General features: G+C 43.3%; 17 protein-coding genes, 1 other RNA gene and 1 other annotated feature. Of the genes, 6 read left to right on the forward strand and 12 right to left on the reverse strand.

Features of this window, described 5'->3' with window-relative positions:
- Positions 1-114: 114 nt before the first annotated feature.
- Together NST62_RS07755 and asnB are read right to left on the reverse strand one after the other, a co-directional pair.
- Positions 115-969, reverse strand: coding sequence for an AraC family transcriptional regulator (locus tag NST62_RS07755; RefSeq protein WP_141601413.1), 855 nt, complete (start codon positions 967-969; stop codon positions 115-117).
- A gap of 106 nt (positions 970-1,075) precedes the next feature.
- Positions 1,076-2,923, reverse strand: a complete 1,848-nt coding sequence (gene asnB, locus NST62_RS07760) for an asparagine synthase (glutamine-hydrolyzing) (protein WP_181733170.1) — start codon at positions 2,921-2,923, stop codon at positions 1,076-1,078.
- A gap of 361 nt (positions 2,924-3,284) precedes the next feature.
- On the opposite strand from asnB, the gene NST62_RS07765 reads away from it, so the two are divergent.
- Together NST62_RS07765 and NST62_RS07770 are read left to right on the forward strand one after the other, a co-directional pair.
- Positions 3,285-3,716: a MarR family transcriptional regulator gene (locus tag NST62_RS07765; RefSeq protein ID WP_342462796.1), complete on the forward strand. Its 432-nt coding sequence runs from the start codon at positions 3,285-3,287 to the stop codon at positions 3,714-3,716.
- A complete protein-coding gene (locus tag NST62_RS07770; RefSeq protein WP_141601415.1) occupies positions 3,713-4,885 on the forward strand; it encodes an MFS transporter in 1,173 nt (390 codons plus the stop codon). The genes NST62_RS07765 and NST62_RS07770 overlap by 4 nt, the downstream gene beginning before the upstream one ends.
- Positions 4,886-4,951: 66 nt before the next feature.
- Here NST62_RS07770 and NST62_RS07775 read toward each other — a convergent pair whose 3' ends face one another.
- Entirely contained in the window at positions 4,952-7,411 is a 2,460-nt protein-coding gene (locus NST62_RS07775; RefSeq protein ID WP_342462797.1) for an ATP-dependent RecD-like DNA helicase, read from the reverse strand.
- A 143-nt stretch (positions 7,412-7,554) separates the two neighbouring features.
- On the opposite strand from NST62_RS07775, the gene hisA reads away from it, so the two are divergent.
- Positions 7,555-8,304 carry a phosphoribosylformimino-5-aminoimidazole carboxamide ribotide isomerase gene (gene hisA / locus NST62_RS07780; RefSeq protein ID WP_328216457.1) on the forward strand — a complete coding sequence of 250 codons (750 nt, stop codon included), beginning with the start codon at positions 7,555-7,557 and terminating at the stop codon, positions 8,302-8,304.
- Between the two features lie 124 nt (positions 8,305-8,428).
- Positions 8,429-9,184, forward strand: a complete 756-nt coding sequence (locus tag NST62_RS07785; RefSeq protein ID WP_141601418.1) for an MBL fold metallo-hydrolase — start codon at positions 8,429-8,431, stop codon at positions 9,182-9,184.
- Between the two features lie 78 nt (positions 9,185-9,262).
- Here NST62_RS07785 and NST62_RS07790 read toward each other — a convergent pair whose 3' ends face one another.
- Genes NST62_RS07790 through NST62_RS07805 form a run of 4 tightly spaced genes read right to left on the reverse strand, consistent with a single transcriptional unit; the run spans position 9,263 to position 12,710 of the window.
- Entirely contained in the window at positions 9,263-9,940 is a 678-nt protein-coding gene (locus NST62_RS07790; RefSeq protein ID WP_141601419.1) for a tetratricopeptide repeat protein, read from the reverse strand.
- A gap of 44 nt (positions 9,941-9,984) precedes the next feature.
- Positions 9,985-11,106 carry a tRNA 2-thiouridine(34) synthase MnmA gene (gene mnmA / locus NST62_RS07795; protein WP_141601420.1) on the reverse strand — a complete coding sequence of 374 codons (1,122 nt, stop codon included), beginning with the start codon at positions 11,104-11,106 and terminating at the stop codon, positions 9,985-9,987.
- Between the two features lie 20 nt (positions 11,107-11,126).
- Positions 11,127-12,272 carry a cysteine desulfurase family protein gene (locus NST62_RS07800; RefSeq protein ID WP_141601421.1) on the reverse strand — a complete coding sequence of 382 codons (1,146 nt, stop codon included), beginning with the start codon at positions 12,270-12,272 and terminating at the stop codon, positions 11,127-11,129.
- An 18-nt stretch (positions 12,273-12,290) separates the two neighbouring features.
- Positions 12,291-12,710: an Rrf2 family transcriptional regulator gene (locus NST62_RS07805; RefSeq protein ID WP_141601422.1), complete on the reverse strand. Its 420-nt coding sequence runs from the start codon at positions 12,708-12,710 to the stop codon at positions 12,291-12,293.
- Between the two features lie 128 nt (positions 12,711-12,838).
- Here NST62_RS07805 and NST62_RS07810 point away from each other — a divergent pair, with 128 nt between their 5' ends.
- Complete coding sequence (locus NST62_RS07810; RefSeq protein ID WP_141601423.1) at positions 12,839-14,137, forward strand: replication-associated recombination protein A; 1,299 nt, start codon at positions 12,839-12,841, stop codon at positions 14,135-14,137.
- A 140-nt stretch (positions 14,138-14,277) separates the two neighbouring features.
- On the opposite strand, the gene NST62_RS07815 is transcribed toward NST62_RS07810, so the two are convergent.
- The 5 genes from NST62_RS07815 to hisS all read right to left on the reverse strand — a co-directional run bounded on the left by NST62_RS07815 (position 14,278) and on the right by hisS (position 19,333).
- Positions 14,278-14,790 (reverse strand): hypothetical protein, encoded by a 513-nt coding sequence (locus NST62_RS07815; RefSeq protein WP_141601424.1) that lies wholly within the window; start codon positions 14,788-14,790, stop codon positions 14,278-14,280.
- A gap of 211 nt (positions 14,791-15,001) precedes the next feature.
- Positions 15,002-15,763, reverse strand: coding sequence for a tRNA threonylcarbamoyladenosine dehydratase (locus NST62_RS07820; protein WP_141601425.1), 762 nt, complete (start codon positions 15,761-15,763; stop codon positions 15,002-15,004).
- Positions 15,764-15,904: 141 nt separating this feature from the next.
- A non-coding RNA gene (gene ssrS, locus NST62_RS07825) (6S RNA) lies at positions 15,905-16,105 on the reverse strand.
- Between the two features lie 164 nt (positions 16,106-16,269).
- Positions 16,270-18,036, reverse strand: a complete 1,767-nt coding sequence (gene aspS / locus NST62_RS07830) for an aspartate--tRNA ligase (RefSeq protein ID WP_141601426.1) — start codon at positions 18,034-18,036, stop codon at positions 16,270-16,272.
- 25 nt (positions 18,037-18,061) lie between these two features.
- Positions 18,062-19,333, reverse strand: a complete 1,272-nt coding sequence (hisS, locus tag NST62_RS07835) for a histidine--tRNA ligase (RefSeq protein ID WP_328220112.1) — start codon at positions 19,331-19,333, stop codon at positions 18,062-18,064.
- A 57-nt stretch (positions 19,334-19,390) separates the two neighbouring features.
- Positions 19,391-19,613, reverse strand: a binding site (T-box leader).
- A gap of 145 nt (positions 19,614-19,758) precedes the next feature.
- Between hisS and NST62_RS07840 the strand changes: the two genes are divergently transcribed.
- On the forward strand, positions 19,759-21,294 hold the full coding sequence (locus NST62_RS07840) for an SH3 domain-containing protein (RefSeq protein ID WP_141601428.1): 1,536 nt from the start codon (positions 19,759-19,761) through the stop codon (positions 21,292-21,294).
- Positions 21,295-21,374: the final 80 nt, after the last annotated feature.

Raw genomic sequence — 21,374 nt, forward strand, 5'->3', positions numbered from 1 at the left:
CGCTTTCACAACCTTGGCAGCAGTGGCGGAAGAATTGCCAATGTTGCCCAAATGTTTATGCCTTTAATAAAAAACCGACATTTCCGTTCAGGAAATTGCCGGTTTTTTATTGAATTAGGCGTTTCTTTGCATTGTCAGTTCTTTTCTATCAGATTTTATTGGCGCTGGCACCGTACGGATTTCGGAAGGGCTTTTTCCGGTATACGCTTTGAATTGGCGGCTAAAATAATGTATATTATTGTAACCCAGGGCATCGGCCACTTCCGTTACGGACATTCCGGTATAATGCAATAAATGCTCCGCCCTTTTGATGCGGGTTTCAATAATGTAAGACTGAATGGTTTGCCCCATAATCTCCTTGAATTTTTTTGAAAAATAACGGGGCGAAAAGTTTGCGCGGGCCGCCAAACTTTCGACTGTATGATTTTCTCCCGGATGTTGCTGCACGTAGTTGGCCACTTCCCGGATGTTAAAAAAGATTTGGCCCTTCATTTCATCGTGATCCTCATCCTGTTGCGTTTCGGCCAGCTGATCTTCCCTCAGAAGCTGAATCATCAATTGTTTCAGGATAAGCTTACCTTCTATTTCCGCGGCAAAGGTTTTTACCAAAAATAAACGGACATACCTGGTCAACAAAGATTCAAAATGGATGCGGTCCTGGAGAATTCGATAATGTTTCGGAATAATTTCCGGCTCTGTTTCAAGATCAAAATGGATGTACGTGATTACGAGCGGATTCATAGGATTGTGCGTCGCTGTCGTCCAATCCCCGGGCCTGAATAAAAAGCAGCTCCCTTCCTGCAATTTATAGTCTTTGCCGTTCAAATTTAAGTTTCCTTCGCCGCTCCAAATATACAGCAAATCATAGTTTGGGATCGGCGCCTTCCTTTTCCACTGCCAATTCGGTTCACAATTGATTGTGGCTAATGCTGGTTTGATGATAAAATGATCAGGGTTTAAGTTGATCATCACTGACCCCTCCATTTCCTTGATTCATAACCGCGCTTGTACTCTATGTTTCCTAATTCCATTCCAAATGATTCATCGTTTCTGCCTGTTTTTTGTCTTGAACCCATTAATCGACATAATTCACATTATATAAATTGAACCACATATTCATTTGGACCAAATGTGCGATGAGCTGGGGGCCTGCCATCAGCTGGCCGAACCACGGAAATTTAGGAGATTCATTGGTATCAAGCATTTTTTCCAGCTTTTCTTTTGAAACAAATTCAAGGATTGGTGAATTTTCCTTTTGCAATATTTGTCGCAACATTTCTTTCACTAACTTTGTATATTTTGGATGATGTGTTTTTGGATACGGGCTTTTTTTCCGATATATTATCTCTTTCGGCAGAATTCCCTCCATTGCTTTTCTCAATAGCCCCTTTTCCCTTCCGTCCAACATTTTCATCGTCCATGGGATATTCCATGCATATTCGACGATCCGATGATCGGCAAAAGGAACGCGCACTTCCAGGCTTGCCGCCATGCTCATCCGGTCTTTCCGGTCAAGCAGGGTCGTCATAAACCATATCATATTGAGATAAAAAATTTCTCTTCTACGCGCTTCTGTTGCATGTTCACCCTCCAGTGCCGGCACTTCCCGGATGGTTTCTTCATACCTCTGTTTGACATATTCCTTCAACTTTAACTTTTCCTTCCAAAACGGCAATAGAAGATTCTCTCTTGCGGACATGGATTGCATCCACGGAAATCCTTCGCCTCTCAGCAATTCCTCTTTATAAAACCATGGATACCCGCCGAAAATTTCATCGGCGCATTCGCCGGACAATGCAACGGTAAACTGTTTTTTTACCTCATCGGAAAACATCAACAATGAAGAATCGATATCCGCCATCCCCGGCAAATCTTTTGCAATCACCGCATCCTTCAATTTTTCTGCCAGTTCTTCATGGGAGACAATCACTTGATGATGAGCGACACCCAAGTATTGCACCGTTTTTTCAATCCATGGCCGGTCTTCATCCGGCTGAAATAAACTCTTCTGAAAATAATGGCTGTTTTCCTCATAATCAATGGAATAGGTATGCAGTGTTCCCCTTCCCTGCTTCTTAAAATAATTGGAAGCAATAGCGGTTATGGCGCTGGAATCGAGCCCTCCCGATAAAAACGTACAAACCGGGACATCGGCCACCAGCTGGCGTTCCACGGCATCTTTTATGAGAAAGCGGACATGCTCAATTGTTTCATCCAATGAATGTACATGATTTTCGCTGTTGACATTCCAATAACGGCGGATTGTCAGTCCGCTGCGGTCAAAGATCAAAAAGTGAGCCGGCCTTAATTCGGAAATCCCCCGGAATACCCCATGGCCCGGAGTTCTGGATGGACCAAGCCCAAACAATTCCTGCAATCCTTCCCTGTCAATTTCCGCTTTCATTTCCGGATGGGCCAAAATCGCCTTCAATTCCGACCCGAACAACAAACGGTTTCCGTTATAATGATAGAATAAAGGCTTTACACCCAGCCGGTCCCTCGCCATGTACAATTTTTCACATGCAGGATCCCAAACGGCGAATGCATATATTCCATTGAGGTGGTATACACAATCTTCTTTCCATTCCACATATGCCGTGAGGAGCACTTCCGTATCCGAATGGGATTTGAAAGTATATCCCCGTTTGATTAATTCCTTTCTCAATTCCTCCGTATTATACAATTCTCCGTTATAGACTATTGTATAAGCATTTCCATCCTTAATTTTTGTCATCGGCTGCCGTCCGCCGGCAGGATCTACTACGATGAGTCTGGTGTGGCCAAGGGCTGCATGCGTGTCGCGGTAATTGGTCAGTGAGTCGGGCCCCCTTTTCCCCAATGTTTGCGCCATTTTATTGATGGTGACTTCATGCTGTCTCAAATCTTGATCCCATTCAACCCAGCCTGTTATTCCACACATCATCCATCACTCTTTCGCAGAATAATTTTTCTTAACCTCATTTTATGACTTTTTATTGTGAAAGAACAATTTCAATTTTGTATAAAACCTATCTAATATCGAGATGATTTTAAAAAAAATAATATATTTTCGGCATTTATTATCACAAAAACATATAAAAACAAGCTTATTCCAAAACAAATGATATAGAACTTTTAAAAAAATTTATCTTTTAATTGATTAAACATCAATTTTATTGATCAATGGGCGGACAGAAATCAGGCCACTTCCCCCCTTATAGTTACCATGGCGACACTTTTAAATATTGATTATAATTGCTATAATGATATAGTTACCTAGGGTAACCATTTAAATGGGGGTGACCGTGTTGGAAGGTTTTTTACAACAATATTTGCGATTGTATCGTCCTCTTATCAGCTCCTTAAATGAACTATTGGGCAAATACAATCTTTCTTACTCTCTCTGGCAAGTCATTTATTACATAAAGCATCATGGTCCGTCCACTTTGGTTGAAATAGCGAAACGCTACAGCGTGGAAAAGCCCACCATTACGCGCAGGGTCAGCTGCCTGGAAGATCTGCAACTGGTCGAAAAAATTGAAAGCCGCGACCGAAGGGAAAAATTGATGCAACTGACGCCCAAAGGAGAGGAGCTTTATGCGGCATGCCGAAAAGAAATTTCAAATTTAGAAAGAAAAATATTGGAAAAGCTATCTGAAAATGAACTTCAATCCTTTTTCGAAACCCTATCGAAAATCCGCCAACAGCTCGCAGAAAAAGAAGGGAAACAAAAATGAACGATGCAAAATTATGGACGAAAGATTTTCTTATTACCTCATTGATCAATTTTCTTTTAACGTGCGTATTCTATTTGTTAGTCGTCATTGTGGCGGTTTATGCAAAAACGGAATTTAACGCCTCCGCAAGCGTAGCGGGGCTTGCAACGGGGATTTTCATTATCGCCACTTTAATCGGACGGATTTTTGTTGGCAGCAAAATCAATTCCATCGGCTATAAAAGGACGTTAATGATCGGAACTTTCCTTTTTGCGGCATCAAGCCTTCTTTATTTCATACAAATCAATATCGGATTCTTCCTGTTTGTCCGGTTTTTGCATGGGGCAACCCTTGGCTTTGCCGGCACGGCGACCGGAACCATCGTGGCCAAAATCATCCCGGCCAACCGGAGAGGGGAAGGAATCGGATACTACAGCATGAGCTCTACACTGGCTACGGCAATCGGTCCTTTTTTGGGCATCTTATTGACCCAGCATACCGGCTATGAGCTCGTTTTTGGGGTATGTTCATTGCTGGGCATAATCAGTTTCATCACTTCATTTTTTATTGAAGTTTCCGAACCGGAAAAAATGATCGAAAAAGAATCCATGAAAGGACTCAAGCTTTCGAATTATCTCGAACCGAAAGCCATTCCTGTTTCCTTCATCATGCTGATTGCCGCTTTATGCTATTCCGGCGTTCTTTCGTTTATGAATCTTTATGCCCGGGAACTTCATTTGCTGAAAGCAGCAAGTTTCTTCTTTTTGGTGTATTCCGTGGCGATTTTATGTTCCCGTCCGTTTTCAGGACGCCTGTTGGATGCCAAAGGGGCAAACTTTGTCATGTACCCGGCCTTTTTGTTTTTTGCCATTGGAATGTTTGTATTAAGCGCTGCCCAAAATAGTTTTATTTTGCTGCTTTCGGGAGTTTTGATCGGCCTCGGCTATGGAAACATGCAATCCTGCATTCAAGCCCTCGCCGTCAAAGTGACCCCAGTTCACCGCATGGGGCTTGCCACTTCCACATTCTTTATTTTTCTTGACGCAGGATTGGGCTTCGGGCCTTATTTGTTAGGATTCATTGTGCCTTACACGACTTACGGCCATCTGTACTTCGGCCTATGCTTTGTAATATTGTTCAACATTCTCTTATACTTTTTGCTCCATGGACGGAAAACCAAGGAAGTTTGATACCGGTTTTATGCGAAATCATGAAAAAGCAGCACCAGCCTTCTTCGGCTGGTGCTGCTTTTAGTTTTATTCATCTAAAAAGTCATACGGGGTGATGCCATCCATGCCGATCATTGGATGAATTTTCGGCGCTGTTTCCGCGGTCAGCATCGGAGGAAGTTCCGGCATTTCCTTTGGTTCTTCATGTTCAAGTATATTCTCAGGTGCATCCGCACGAAATGTTTGTTCCGTTTGCCCTGTCCTATCAACTTCCGCTTCATCTTCAATGAATGGATTTAATCGGGCGCGCAAAGTCGTGAATCGTTTCAAATCATCGGTGCGTTGGATACCTTTCCAAAATTCTTCCGGTTCCCCGCACAGAATCAGATAATTTTTTGCGCGGGTAATTCCCGTATAAATTAAATTTCTCCGAAGCATTTTTGCGTAGCTCCGGACGATTGGCATGATGACCGTTTGGAATTCGCTCCCCTGCGCTTTATGGATGGAGCAGCAATAGGCAAGGGTGATTTGATTTAAATCTCCCCGGTCGTAAGTAACCTCATTGCCATCGAAAGAAACGACGACCTGATCCTGTTTGTCCACCGTTTCCTTCGCCTTGATAATCGCTACGATTTCTCCTATGTCTCCGTTAAACACATTGCATTCCGGTTGATTCACGAGCTGCAATACCTTATCCCCGATACGGAAAATGGTATCGCCATATTTGATTTCTTTTCTCGTTCCATCTTCGTTTGGATTGACGAGATCCTGTATTTCTTTATTCAAACGGTCGATGCCGGCCGGTCCTTTGTACATCGGCGCCAATACCTGAATGTCCCGGATGGACTGGCCTTTTGACATCGCGCTTTTCACAACCTGCGTCACGACGCTCGCGATTTGTTCGGCGGATGCTTTAATAAAAGAACGGTCCCCCGTTTTTTCCGTAAAGTTGTCAGGAACTTGCCCCTTTTTGATTTGATGGGCCATCTCGATAATCGTCGAACCATCCGCCTGACGGTAGACTTCCGTCAATTCGACGGTCGGCACTATTTTTGCCGCCAACAAATCTTTCAACACTTGTCCGGGACCGACAGGGGGCAATTGATCCTGGTCGCCGACAAGCACCACTTGGGCTTCAGCAGGAATACTTTTGAACAGTTGATGGCTCAGCCATGTATCCACCATCGACATTTCATCAATAATAATCAGACGCCCCTGGATTTCACGGTCTGTTTCCTCTTCTTTTTCTTGTCCGTTGAATCCCAGCAGTCGATGAATCGTCATGGCAGGAAGTCCTGTCGATTCGGAAAGCCGTTTTGCCGCTCTTCCCGTCGGCGCTGCCAGCACGATGGGAAATGGTTCTTCTTTCTTTGCATATTCCTTCGGCTCCAAAGAAAGGCCATGCAGTCTTGCATACACTTCCACGATGCCGCGGATGACGGTCGTTTTCCCTGTTCCTGGGCCGCCCGTCAAAATCATAATGGAGGAATTCAAAGCCTGTTCGATCGCTTTTGCCTGCGTTTCGGCATACGTCACGCCCAAATCTTCTTCAACTTCCCCGATGGCTTTTCGTATTTCATCGTTTGAAAAGTTTCGGCTCTCTTCATTCTTCTTCACCAGCTGAAGCACCTTTGTCGCAATGCCGACTTCGCTGAAATAGAGGGAAGGCAAATAAATCCTTGTTTCTTCGCCGCAAATCTTGCCTTCCTCTTCCAATTCAATGACAGCATTTGAAATCGATTCATACGGAATCTCTACCGGCTGGCTCTGCTCAAGAAGTTCCTTCACTTCCGGCAACAATTGCTCCGCCTCTAAATAGACATGTCCTTCCGATAGTGCGGCCTGGTTCAATTTATGCAATACCGCCGCTTTGATCCGATCCGGATGGTTTCCTGTAATACCCAGTTTTCTTCCGAGCTCATCCGCCCTGGCAAAACCGACACCTTCCACTTCCTCAATCAGCCGATAAGGGTTTTGGGTTAACAGTTCAATCGTTTCTTCCCGATAGGTCTGATAAATCTTCATTCCCAGCTGAGGACCGAAACCCCATTCATTCAGCTGGATCATGACCCGATCCAAACCCAAGTTTTTCTCCAGCGCAGTCCGGATTGTCATTTTTTTGTCTTCGGACAGCCTTGGCACTTCATCCAGAACAAAGGGATTTTCCATGATTTTTTTCAGCGCATCCGGTCCCAATGTTTTCACAATCTGTTCAGCGGTCTTTGGACCGATCCCTGGAAACATGTCGCTTGACAAGTAATGAATCACCCCCTGCTCCGTAGCAGGGACCTCCCTTTCAAAGGCTTCCGCTTGAAATTGCAAACCGTATTTCGGATGATTTGACAAGTTGCCGACAAAGCGGTAGTGGAGTTCTTCATCAAGAGCCGGGAAATAGCCGACCACGGTAATTTCTTTTTCTTGATATTTTAGATTCGTTTCTTTGATTTTTACTTTCACGATGGAATACATATTGGAGGCGTTATGAAAAATGGATGCGATCGGACGGCCTAAGACAAACGTTTTCTCGGAATGGTATTGTTCCTCCATTTTCATACGCTCCTCTCCGGTAAAATCTCTTAATATCATATCATTTTTACGGATTGTTATAAAATAGTATCTCCCTTCTCGATAAAATGTTTGACCAATGTTATGATGTTTATAAAAAAACAGTTGAAAGGACCAGGAACATCATGGAATTCAGACCGTGCATCGATTTACATGAGGGGAAAGTGAAACAAATCGTCGGAAGCACTTTGGGACAAAAAAACGTGATTGAAAACTTTATCTCAGAAAAAGATGCTTCCTACTATGCCGAGCTGTTTAAACAGGATGGCTTAACGGGCGGACATGTGATCATGTTGGGCCCTGGCAATGAAGAACAGGCCAAGCTTGCTTTAACCGCATATCCCGGCGGACTTCAAATCGGCGGGGGCATCACGGCGGACAACGCGAAAAAATGGATTGACGCGGGTGCAAGCCATGTGATTGTGACTTCTTACATATTCCACGATGGCAAATTGGATATGGAACGATTGAAAAAGCTTGTCGAGGCGATTGGAAAGGAACATATCGTCCTTGATTTAAGCTGCAGAAAACGGGACGGAAAATGGTATGTCGTGACAGACAAATGGACAAAATTCAGCGACTTTGAAGTCAATCGGGAGAACCTCTCCTTTCTCGAACAATATTGCGATGAGTTTCTGATTCATGCGGTGGATGTCGAAGGAAAAAAAAGCGGCATGCAGGAAGAGCTGGTTCAGGATTTGGCAAAATGGACGACCATTCCTACCACTTACGCCGGCGGCATCCGTTCCTTGGAGGATTTGGAAAGATTCAAAACATTATCCGGCGGGAAACTGCACGTGACAATTGGCAGCGCTTTGGATATTTTTGGAGGCAATCTGCCATATCAGAAAGTTGTTCAATATTGCAATTCATAGGTTGGGTTTATTTTTCCCCCAATGGGCAAACTAAAATCCGAAATCTCCGCTTTGTTTTTGGAACGCCCAAGACGGCCATTTTGAATGCAGATTGAAAAATCATCATTTTTTGGGGGAGATTTTTATGATTGTCTATCCGTTGGGAGTCGGCAGCGCCTTCACTCAACGTTATTACCATAATAACTTTTTAGTTGAACTGAACGATCAAAAACTTCTTATTGATGCAGGGACAACATTGCGCTACAGTCTAAAATCCGCCGGTTTTACTGAAAGTTCCATCCATTATGTCATCATTACACATTTCCACTTCGACCATGTTGGCGGACTGGAAGAACTGTTATTGAAAAGGTATTGGTCCAGGCATCCGGCAAAAGAGAAAATCCAGATCATCACCCATGAAAAACAACGTAATATGCTCGAAAACATCCTGATGCCTGGACTAAATAATCAAAATTTGACGCTTCGCGACTACGCCGGGCTGATTACTGTGGAGGACGAACAACCTGTACCAATCGGGCCCTTCCGAATCCAAATGATTGAAACGACCCATTTGCATGCCATCGGAATGCAAAGCTTTGCTTTGAAAATTTTTGATCAAAACACGGGATGTAATTTCTTATTTACTTCCGACATTAAAAATTTGAAAGGGAGCAACCTGCTTGATTATATTGACGAAAAAACGGAATTCATCTTCCAGGATGTAAGTTTCGCCGAAAATGCCGCCCATGCAACAATTCATCAAATAATGGATTACTATCCGAAAAGTCTTCATCCAAAACTAATGGGCATGCACTACGATGATGAAATTGATGCGGATTCGGTGACAGCCATTCGGTTGGTAAAGCAGGGGGTGCCACTCCAAATATGCATGCATGATTAAAGGCTTAATCCGACAAAATGTTGTTGGATTAAGCCTTTCTTTGCTTCATTAACGGAATACTTATCCCGGATCCTTTTCCTATTCTTTGTTTCTTAAACGCTCCATCACCATGTCATGGACGAACTTTGCCTGCTCATAGCCGGGCTCGATGGTGAAAGCTTGCTTCAGATGATGCAGCGCCTTCTCTGTATGCTCTTCGTCCTTGGAAGAAACCGCATACAACACCCCCAAATTATAGTGGGCATCCGCATTTTTCTCATCCTGCCCGAGCACGAATTCCAATTCTTTTTTTGCCAAATCGAACATCTCCAATTTGCATAATAAAATGCCGAAGCTTAAGCGGATTTGCAAATCGTCCGGAGCAAGTTCGGCCGCCCGCTGCATATATGGAAGGGCAAGTTTCACCTGGTTTTCCTTTTCAAAGCATTTGCCCAGCATGTAATAGCAGTCGGCACCCTCAATTCCATTTTCGATTGCCTTCTGATAGAGTTTGGCCGCTTCCATAAAGCGCTCGCAATTATAATACAAGTTCGCCAAACCGTAATAAGCTGTTGCCGCTTTTTCGTCGAGGGTGATGGCTTTTTGGAAAAAGCGTTCTGCCCGTTCAATATCGTTCATCGCCGCAAGGACATTCCCGAAGTTGATGTAGCCGATCGGATCTTCCGGGTTCTGTTCGATCGCTTCCGTAAATGCTTTCACCGCATCTTCGTATCGTTTTTCCTGCAGTGCTTTGATACCTTCTTCGTTGTAGTTCATCTTTTTCACCTCACATCAAAAGAGGCGACCTGCCCAGTCGCCATTTATCCCACATATGTTAATTTTTTTCCGTTTTTAAATACTTCGTCAATTGTTCCTCCGCCCAAGCAGACTTCCCCATCATATAAAACGACGGCTTGTCCGGGCGTAATGGCTCTTTGAGGCTCCTTGAAGGTAATGTATGCGGTATTATTGTCCAAAAGCTCCACTTCCACCGGTGTGTCTGCTTGCCGGTAACGGAATTTTGCCGTGCATGTGAATTTCTTTGGTTTCGGTTTGTTGGATGTAAAGCTCATATTAATGGCTTTTAAAGATGTAGAATATAACGCTTCATTATGGAAGCCTTGGGCTACATACAACACATTCCGTTTCAAATCCTTTCCGACAACAAACCAGGGTTCCCCTGCTCCACCGATTCCAAGTCCATGTCTTTGTCCGATTGTATAATACATCAAACCGTCATGTTTTCCCATGACTTTTCCATCAAGGGTTTCCATATTCCCCGGCTGAGCCGGCAAGTATTGGCTTAAAAACTCTTTGAAATTTCGTTCACCGATAAAGCAGATGCCGGTAGAGTCCTTTTTCTTCGCAGTGGCAAGCCCCGCTTCTTCGGCGATTTTCCGTACTTCCGGTTTTTCCAGATGGCCGATCGGGAACATGACTTTCTGCAGCTGCTCCTGCTTCAATTGATTCAAAAAATAGGTCTGGTCTTTATTTCGATCAACGCCACGCAATAAAACCACTTCACCATCCCGCTCTTCCACGCGGGCATAGTGCCCTGTCGCCAAATAATCGGCACCAAGCTTCATTGCATGTTCAAGGAAAGCCTTAAATTTGATTTCTTTGTTGCACATCACATCCGGATTCGGCGTGCGTCCCGCTTTATATTCCTCCAGGAAGTAAGTAAATACTTTATCCCAATATTCTTTTTCAAAATTGACCGCATAATAAGGAATGCCAATTTGATTGCATACTTTGATGACATCTTCATAATCTTCCGTTGCTGTACATACGCCGTTTTCATCGGTATCGTCCCAGTTTTTCATGAAGACGCCGATGACATCGTAACCTTGCTGTTTCAAAAGATAAGCAGCAACCGATGAATCCACCCCACCGCTCATTCCGACAACGACACGAATTTGTGATGGGTCTTTTGTTTCTGCCATGAACTTCACCTTTTCTTATACTATAAATTCGTCATTCTTTTGACTATTTTTGCAGTCCGTTCTGCAGCTTGCCGAATATCTTCTTCTTCCAATCCAAGACCAAAACTGAATCGGATGGAATTTCTGAGCTCCGGAGCACCTTTACCATACATTGCGACCAGCACGTGGGAAGGATCGATGGAACCGGCTGTGCAGGCAGATCCGCTGGAAGCGTACACGCCATCCATGTCCAGATTGACAAGGAACGATTCGACATCCATTCCGGGAAAGCTGATGTTTAATATGTGTTTAAGGAAATGGTCCTTATGTCCGTTGACTTTATAAGCGATTTGTTCCCGGTTCAAAACGTCCAAAAAGGCTTCACGGAAACGGAGGTAGGTTTGCCGTCTTTTTTCCATCTCCCGTTGGGCGATTTCGACAGCCTTTGCAAACCCTACGGCAGCGTGCACGTTTTCCGTTCCTGCCCGCCGTTTTCTTTCTTGGGAACCGCCATAGAAAGTCGCAAATAAAGGCGTTTTTTCCCGTTGATACAAAAATCCGATCCCTTTTGGGCCGTTGATTTTATGGCTGGATACGCTCAATAAATCAACATGAAGTTCATTGACATCGATTTTTTCCAATCCATATGCCTGGACTGCATCCGTATGGAATACGGCCGGATGGTCTTTCAAGAGTTCCCCGATTTCTTTGATAGGTTGGATTGTTCCTACTTCGTTATTGCCATACATGATGCTGACCAAAATCGTATCATCCCTGAGCGCATTTTTGACAGATTCAACGGCTATGCGGCCGGTTTCATCCACCGGCAGGTACGTGACTTCATACCCTTCTTTTTCAAGCTGTTCGCATGTATGCAGGACCGCATGGTGCTCAACAGATGTCGTGATTATATGCTTTCCTTTGGATTTTAAAGCCCGCGCAACGCCAAAAATGGCGGTATTATCCGCTTCCGTGCCGCCGCTTGTCAAAATGATTTCCGTATCTTTAGCTCCGATGGAATCCGCTAAAACTTTTCTTGCTTCATCCAACACCTTTCTTGCAAAGCGTCCGGCAGTATGGATGCTTGATGGATTGCCGTACACACGGGCCATTGCATCCGACATGCATTCAATCACTTCCGGATGTACCGGTGAAGTTGCTGCGTGATCTAAATAAAAGGTCTGCATTCCAAAAAAACTCCTTTATTAAATGTAAAACATATAACCGTCATATTCAACGTCATCGTTATAATTTGCCAAATCTTCAATGGTTGTGGTATCCAGCACTTGTTTTACCGCGTCGCGGATGCGAAGCCAAAGCTGTTGTTGAGGCGGCTCTTCGTCTTCGATCCCTTCAACCGGCTGGATCGGCCCTTCCAATACACGGATGACATCAGCCGCAGAAATTTTGCTTGGGGGAATTGCAAGCAAGTATCCTCCATAGGCGCCGCGGACACTCTTTACCAAACCGGCGATGCGCAAAGGAGACACCAATTGCTCCAAGTATGCCTCGGAAAGATTTTTTTCTTCGGCAATCTTTCGCAATGGCAGCGGACCTTCTCCGTAATGCTTTGCCAATTCAATCATAATTGTTAAACCATATCTACCTTTTGTTGAAATTCTCATACTATACACCTCAAATTTCTATTTCCGATATTCTTAATCAAGTATAACATAACACCTTTTATTCCACTTGGAAAAGGGCTATTATAATTTTATATGAAAAATAATAAAAGTTCATCGGGGGAAATCGTATGAATAACGAACCATTGGCATATCGAATGCGCCCCAGAAATTTGGATGAAATCATCGGACAACAGCATATTGTCGGCAAAGATACCGCTTTATATAAAATGGTTCAAAACGGCTATGTGCCTTCCATGATATTATATGGCGAACCTGGAACCGGGAAAACTTCCATCGCTTTTGCCATAGCGGGAAGCGCCAATTTACCCTTTTTTCCATTGAACGCAACCATTGCCGGAAAAAAGGATGTTGAACAAATTGTATCAGAAGCAAGGCTCAGTGGAAAAGTGTTATTGTTTTTGGACGAAATTCATAGATTTAATAAACTTCAACAAGATACATTATTACCCCATGTGGAAAACGGGTCAATCATTTTAATCGGAGCCACGACAGAAAATCCTTTTCATGATGTCAATCCGGCCATCCGTTCCCGCTGCGGGGAAATTTTCCAATTAAAACGGTTGACTCCGGAAGAAGTGGCCCAATTGTTAAAAAGGGCGTTGACAGATGAAGAACGGGGCTTGGGGAAATATAATATCGAGATGAATGAAGAACAGTTGAACAACATTGCCATCGCTTCCAACGGCGATGCGCGAAAAGCGCTGAACCTATTGGAATCCGTCTTTTACGCTTCGGACGAAATGGACGGCATTGTGAAAGTGGAAGACCGGACAATCACGCAATTGTCCGAGCGGATTGGAGTATATGGGGACAAAGGGGGATCCCATTTTTATAATTTATTGTCGGCATTGCAAAAATCCGTAAGAGGCAGCGATGTGAACGCAAGTTTGTATTATTTGGCGAATTTGCTCGAAACGGGTGATTTAATCGCTGTATGCAGGAGACTATTGGTGATGGCCTATGAAGATATAGGACTGGCCAACCCGAAAGTCGGCGCCCACGTGTATGCCGCAACGGAGGCGGCAAAAGTGCTCGGATTGCCCGAAGCAAGAATCCCTCTTGCCAATGCTGTCATCGAGATGTGCCTGTCGGAAAAATCGAATTCCGCCATCAGTGCCATTGATGGAGCCATTCAAGCGATTCATGAGGGAAAAACCGGCGAAATTCCCATGCACCTGCGGGATGCCCATTATGCGGGAGCCAAATCATTGGGGCATGTCGGCTACAAATATCCCCACGACTACCCCATCGGCACTTTTGGGGGATGGGTAAACCAACAATATCTGCCGGACAATCTTCAAGATATGGAGTTTTATCAGCCTGTCATAGCAGGGGAAGAAAAGCGGATGGCAAATATTTATGAAAAGCTGAAATCCTTAAAAAACAGGAACAACCATAACGTCTGATAAAGGCAAATATTTCTGCAAAGTTTATAAAAAATTATCATCCAACATTTTGTTGGATGATAATTTTTTATAAACTTTGCAGAATGCAGAAATCGGATCATGAGGACCGGAAGAAATCGGACATTCCTCTCCTCAAATTATTAATTTAATATTTTTTGAACACAATATTCATTAAAATATTCTAAACAATCATGCAAACTATTGTTTTTGTCATAATAATATTTTTCAAAATCGTCTTTTTCCTGAAATAATTGATGATATGTCTGGCTGATTTCCTGGAAAAATTCCATATTGCGTCCTTGCACGTTTGGCAGACAACCGGCGGCATCATGAAGGGCTTGTTTAATCGCTTCTTTTTGTTCCTCATTTATATCATTCAGCAGATTCATGTATGCAAATGTTTTAAAATATATGATCCTGCTTGTAATATCCATAAATAAAGACCAGTACATTTCGTTATCCGGCAATTTGCCATCATTTTTCCGAAGATAATTTTTAAAATAGGCGATCAATTCTTCCAATAGCTGCTTCAGCTCATTATACGCGCTATCCCATTTTTGTGACGTGTCAATATAGTCGAACAAAATCCCATCCAATTCCTCCTGAAGCTGAACCAAGTTCAAGATGTCATTATTCACCTGAATTCTTGCCATAAAATACCCCCTTGTTTGTGGTCGTGACCTATTTTAAATATAGCAATAAAATTCTTAAAATTTTTAGTAAAATAATAAATCGTTAAAAAATTGTATTAAGTCTGCTTTTTTGTTTTCAATGTTAGCAATTTTCGGAATTTGGGGGTATATTATAAAAATTTTTCAGAAAAAGACTGGTCACGACCGAAAACACCGGTATTCCTTGGAGACATTATTGTTTTACTCTTTTGATTGGAATATCCTTTAGCACCGAATTAATTACCCAGCTCGCACAGATCAGGCCGCAGACAGACGGACAAAAAGCATTGGAAGAAGGGGGCATTTTCGCTTTCCGGATGGATGCGTCAGGATTTCCTACTTCTTGCACAACATCCTGTCTTACGACAATAGGCGATTCATCAGAAAACACGACAGTGACCCCTTTTTTGATCCCCTCTTTCCGTAGTTTTGTGCGTATTACTTTTGCCATCGGATCCGTATGGGTTTTTGAAATATCTGCGATGCGGAATCTCGTCGGATCCATTTTATTTGCGGCCCCCATACTGGAGATAATTGGGATATTCCGTTTCAAACACTCTTTAATTAAATGGATTTTATAACTGATGGTGTCAGAAGCATCAATAACATAATCAATTTTATACTCAAACAGTTTTTCATACGTTTCTTCGTTATAAAACATTTGTAATGGAATCACTTCACATTCCGGATTGATGTCCGCAATGCGCTCCTTCATAACCTCCGCTTTAGGTCTGCCGATTGTTGATAAATAAGCTACCAATTGCCGGTTAATATTGGTGATGTCCACCACATCTTTATCCACTAAAATGATCCGCCCAATGCCGCTGCGTGCGCATGCCTCCGCGGCAAAGGATCCGACTCCACCAATCCCCAGGATTGCAACGGTTGTATTTTTTAACTTATCTAATCCTTCTTTTCCAATAGCCAATTCATTTCTAGAAAATTGATGCAACATACCTTTCTGCCTTTCATTCTAATTTTTCACATCGGAATTATAACACAACTTATGAAAGCGGGGTATATATTTCAGCTTCCATTTATTTTTTATAAATAATAAAACTCCCCCATTCATTGGGGGAGTTCAGCACGAAACGAGACGAATCCCGAATGTGCCGTAGTGCATCATTAACATCGTTTTGAACCCGCTCCTCTCGCAGGTGGGTGCCCTCACTGACTCTTTAAACTTCCCCTCGTCGGCGTTCATGGGGCATGTTTGCCAAGCCAGGATTTGGGCTCCCTATTTATTGGTGTTCGGTCAAAACTGTTAACTTAGCATTCACGTACACTTCAGGATTCGTTTGATTTTATGATAACACCGAATACCGAATATTGCAATGAATAAGAAATGGAAAATGGTATTATTTTGTTTTTTCTATCGTTTATTTGATGATTTATTTTTTACATTATTTTAAAAAAATGATTCCGGAAGAAAAAGGAGCTTTCACCAAGCTCCTTTTCCTCTTATTCAGAAACATCGATTTTGATATGCAATTCTTTCAGTTGTTTAGGCGAAACTTCGCTTGGCGCATCTGTCAGCAAGCAGCTTGCCGTAGCGGTTTTCGGAAACGCGATGGTATCTCTTAAATTGTTTCGTCCCGCCAAAATCATTACAAGGCGGTCAAGACCCATCGCAATTCCCCCGTGAGGAGGCACTCCATACTCGAAAGCTTCAAGCAGGAAGCCGAATTGTTCTTGCGCTTGTTCCTGAGTGAATCCGAGGAGCTTGAACATTTTTTCTTGCAAATCCCTTTCGTAAATACGCAATGAACCTCCGCCCAATTCATAGCCGTTCAAAACAATGTCATAAGCTTGTGCTCGCACTTTTTCCGGATTCGTTTCCATCAGTTCAATGTCTTCATCAAATGGGCGCGTAAATGGATGGTGGGCCGCTTTATAGCGTTGTTCGTCTTCATCCCATTCAAGCAGCGGCCAATCGGTAATCCAAAGGAATGCAAATTGGGATTCGTCGATTAAACCGAGTTCTTTACCGAGTTTGTTGCGCAATGCCCCAAGGAAAGCGGCTACAATGGAAGCATCATCCGCACCGAACAGCAATAAGTCTCCAGGTTCAGCATCAGTTGCATTTTTAATATCTTCAACAATTTGCCCCTCAAAGAATTTAGCAATCGGTCCTGTAAACCCTTCTTCCGTCACTTTGATCCAAGCCAATCCTTTGGCACCGTAAATCGCAACAAATTCAGTCAACGCATCGATATCTTTGCGGGTAAACTTGTCATTTGCACCTTTGACGTTAATGGCTTTGACAACGCCGCCTTTTTCAACCGCATTTGTAAATACTTTAAAATTGCAGTCTTTGACAATGTCCGTTAAGTTGATTAATTCTAATCCGAAACGGACATCCGGTTTATCGGAACCGAAACGGTCCATGGCTTCCTGGTAAGTCATGCGAGGGAACGGCGTTTGCACTTCAATGCCTTTTACTTCTTTCATAACAGCAGCAAGCATGCGCTCCGTCATATCGATGATTTCATCCATGGACATGAATGATGTTTCAATATCCACTTGTGTAAATTCCGGCTGACGGTCTGCCCTCAAGTCTTCATCACGGAAACAGCGGGCGATTTGGAAATACTTTTCAAATCCCGCAACCATCAATAACTGTTTAAACAATTGCGGTGATTGCGGCAATGCATAAAATTCGCCTTCATGTAAACGGGATGGCACCAAATAATCTCTGGCGCCTTCAGGAGTGGATTTCGTTAAAATCGGCGTTTCCACTTCCAGGAAACCGTCATTCAACAAGAAGTTCCGGATAGTGCGGGTCACGTCGGAACGCAATTTCATTGTGTTGTACATGACCGGACGTCTCAAGTCCAAATAACGGTATTTCAAACGCACATCTTCATTGATATCGACATAATCCTCAATGGCAAAAGGAGGCGTTTTGGATTTGTTGATGATGTGAATGTTGGAAGCTACCACTTCGATGTTTCCTGTTTTTATGTTTGGGTTTACTTGGCTGGGATCCCGAAGCACAACTTTCCCTTCGATTTCCACTACATATTCGTTTCTGATTTTATCTGCGATTTCACGGGCTTCAGGAGCTTCATCGCCAAAAACAACTTGCACAATTCCCGTACGGTCGCGTACATCGACGAAAATGAGGCTTCCCAAATCTCTTCTTCGCTGTACCCAGCCCTTCAACACAACTTGTTGTCCATGATGTTCTTCCCGTAATTCTCCACAATAATGTGTTCTTTGAGCCATTGTTCTTCCTCCAATTCTGTCCTTCTTATCGTAAATGTTCTTTCAAATAATTGACGATTTCATTGATCTGAACTTTTTCCTGATTCCCGGATTCCATATGTCTCACGACGACAGCGCCTTCTTCAAGTTCCGTTTCACCTATAATCACGACAAATTTCGCCTGAAGACGGTCGGCAGATTTCATCTGCGCTTTCATTTTGCGCATCATATAATCCATATCTGCCGAAATGCCTTTTAAACGGAAGGAGCTGATGAGTTCAACCGCTTTTAATTTGGCTTCGTCACCAAGGGCTACGACATAAACATCAAGCCCGTCTTCCACCTCCAATTCCACTCCTTCCGCTTCCAATGCCAACAGCAAGCGTTCAATGGATAAGGCAAAACCGACTCCAGGAACATTCGGTCCCCCGATTTCTTCGACAAGACCATTATATCTGCCGCCGCCGCAAAGGGTCGTGATGGCTCCAAACCCTTCTGCAGTGCTCATAATTTCAAAGGCCGTATGGTTATAATAATCCAGTCCGCGCACAAGGTTCGGATCCACTTCATATTCGATGCCCAATACATCCAAATACTTTTTCACTTGATCAAAATACTCTTTTGATGGCGGTGTCAAATAATCCGTCAATTTCGGAGCTGTTTCCATCAGTGGATGCTCCCGGTCCACTTTGCAGTCCAAAATGCGCAATGGATTTTTTTCCAATCGGTTTTTACAGTCATCGCAAAATTCATGGATGCTTGGTTTGAAATGGTTGATGAGCGCTGTTCTGTGGGCATCTCTCGTTTCTTTGTCCCCTAAAGAATTGATGACCAATTTTAAATCTTTTAATCCCAATGTTTGATAAATATCCATTGCAAATGAGATGATTTCCGCATCGATGGCCGGATCGGCGCTTCCGATGGCTTCAACGCCAAATTGTACAAACTGGCGGTATCGTCCTGCCTGCTGACGCTCATAGCGGAACATCGGCCCCATGTATGACAGTTTCACCGGCTGTTCCGGAGCACCATACATTTTATGTTCCACATAGGCGCGAACCGTGGAAGCTGTTCCTTCCGGGCGCAGTGTCAATGAACGGCCGCCCCTGTCTTCAAATGTATACATTTCTTTTTGAACGATATCGGTTGTATCTCCTACGCTTCGGTGAAACAATTCCGTATGTTCGAAAATAGGGGTGCGTATTTCTTTATATCGATAAACGCGGGCCAATTCCCGTAAAACGGACTCGATTTTTTGCCATTTCGGCGTTTGATCCGGCAATATATCCTGTGTTCCTCTAGGTACTTTAAAAGCCATTTCGATCTCCTTCCTCCAAACAAAGATTGGAACAAAAAAATGCTCTCATCCCTCATCACAAGGGACGAAAGCATATTACTTCCGCGGTTCCACCCTAGTTGACGTGCAAAAACACGCCCACTCATACGGATAACGGCCGTTTCCGTTTTTCCCTACTAAGTTTTCAGGAAAACGCCTCGCAAGTGTTCTTCGCAAATACCTTCAGTAGGAAAGATTTCAGCCCAAGTCTTTCCCTCTCTGGACGTCAGGTAATTGCTACTCTCTTGGTCATAGGCTTTCGACAACATTTTCACATTAATTCTAATCATAATTATGAAACGAAAAGTTGTCAACTATTTTCAAAAAAGTATAGATTTATACATCCATCCCATTTTACAATAAATATGATATTTCAACATTTTTAGTAAGTGAAAGTTGGTTGTTTTATGAAGCGAAGAATTTTACTATTTCTTGGCATATCCTTTCTTGTCGCTTGCTTGTATACATATCTGTCCCCCTTCGTTTTGGCGGACAATGAAGAAACCCGGATCGTCTATGCCGAAAAATTGTATTTGAGGGAAGGACCCGGCCTATCTTATTCCATACTCGATACCCTTCAAAAAAACGATAAATTAAAAGTTTTGGATGCCGAGGGTGATTGGCTATATGTGGAAACGGATGGAAAAAAGGGATGGGTCGCATCTTGGCTGACACAGAAAATACATAAAGAAAATGTCAAAAAATTCGCGGTGGTCCAAGTTGACCACTTAAATATCCGGCTTGAACCATCCCTTGATGCTCCCGTCCTTGGCCAGTTGTTTTCAGGGGATCAAGTAGCCGTTCAAAACGAACGGGACCAGTGGGTGCAAATCCGGCACCAGCAAATAACCGGATGGGTTTCGAAAGAATATGTTTCCATCAATGAAGCAAAAACCGATGAATCGAAAGATGATGAAGGAAAAGAATTGGAATCGGCCGAATCGGATGATGCCAATTATTTTACCATAGCGGTTAATGCGGTCAATGTACGGAACAAGCCGAATTTAAAATCAAAAGAACTGGGCATTGCGAAAAAAGGGGAACAATACCGAGTTCTGGACCGGCACAATCATTGGATTCAAATTGATTACCATGGCAAGAAAGGATGGATTTACAGCTTTTACGGCTCATTCGAGTTCAAACGGAATAAAGAAGAGAAAAAGAAAAAAACCGTCACAATTATTTACAATGGAACAAATATACGTAAAGAACCTTCCACATCATCCAACGTACTATCCATTGCCCGGGCCGGTGAACAATATCGGGTGATTGGAACAGACGGGGACTGGTATAAAATCCAGCTTCCGGACAAGTCGGCGGGCTTTGTTGCAAGCTGGGTAGTTTCAACGGACGGACAATCCCAATCGCCGAAAAAGAAAGGGAAACGGAAAAAAGGAACATTAAACGGTGTAACCATTGTGATCGACCCCGGACATGGCGGCAACGACCAGGGAACGGCCGGGCTGCGAAATACCATTGAAAAAGAAATCACTTTAAAAACCGCGGAACTTTTAAAATCAAAATTGCAGCAAGCCGGCGCGAATGTTTATTTAACGCGGGAATCCGATGTGTATGTCGCTCTGCAAAAACGGGTTTCCCTCGCCCATCAGCATGGAGCGGATGCTTTCGTCAGCATCCATTATGATGCGTCCGAAGACCGTACGGTATCAGGATTTACAACCTATTATTTCCACTCCTATCAAGAATCCCTTGCCCAATATGTCCATGACGGACTGACGAAACAAGTGGATTTGCGGGATCGGGGGATTCAGAAAGGAAATTATCTGGTATTGAGGGAAAATAAGCAAAATGCCGTTCTGATAGAATTGGGCTATTTAAGCAACCCGAGAGAAGAAAAGACAATCGACACCGATCTGTTCCGCGAAAAAGCCACAATGGGCATTTATGAAGGATTATTAAAATATTTTGATGCACAGCTGTAAATGGATTTCTGTGATTTTGATTGAAGGACTTTTACTACAAATGTTTAAAAAAGAAGGCTGCTTGGAATCATTCCGGGCAG

It is taken from the genome of Ureibacillus sp. FSL K6-8385 (assembly GCF_038593155.1).
GTDB lineage: Bacteria > Bacillota > Bacilli > Bacillales_A > Planococcaceae > Ureibacillus > Ureibacillus terrenus.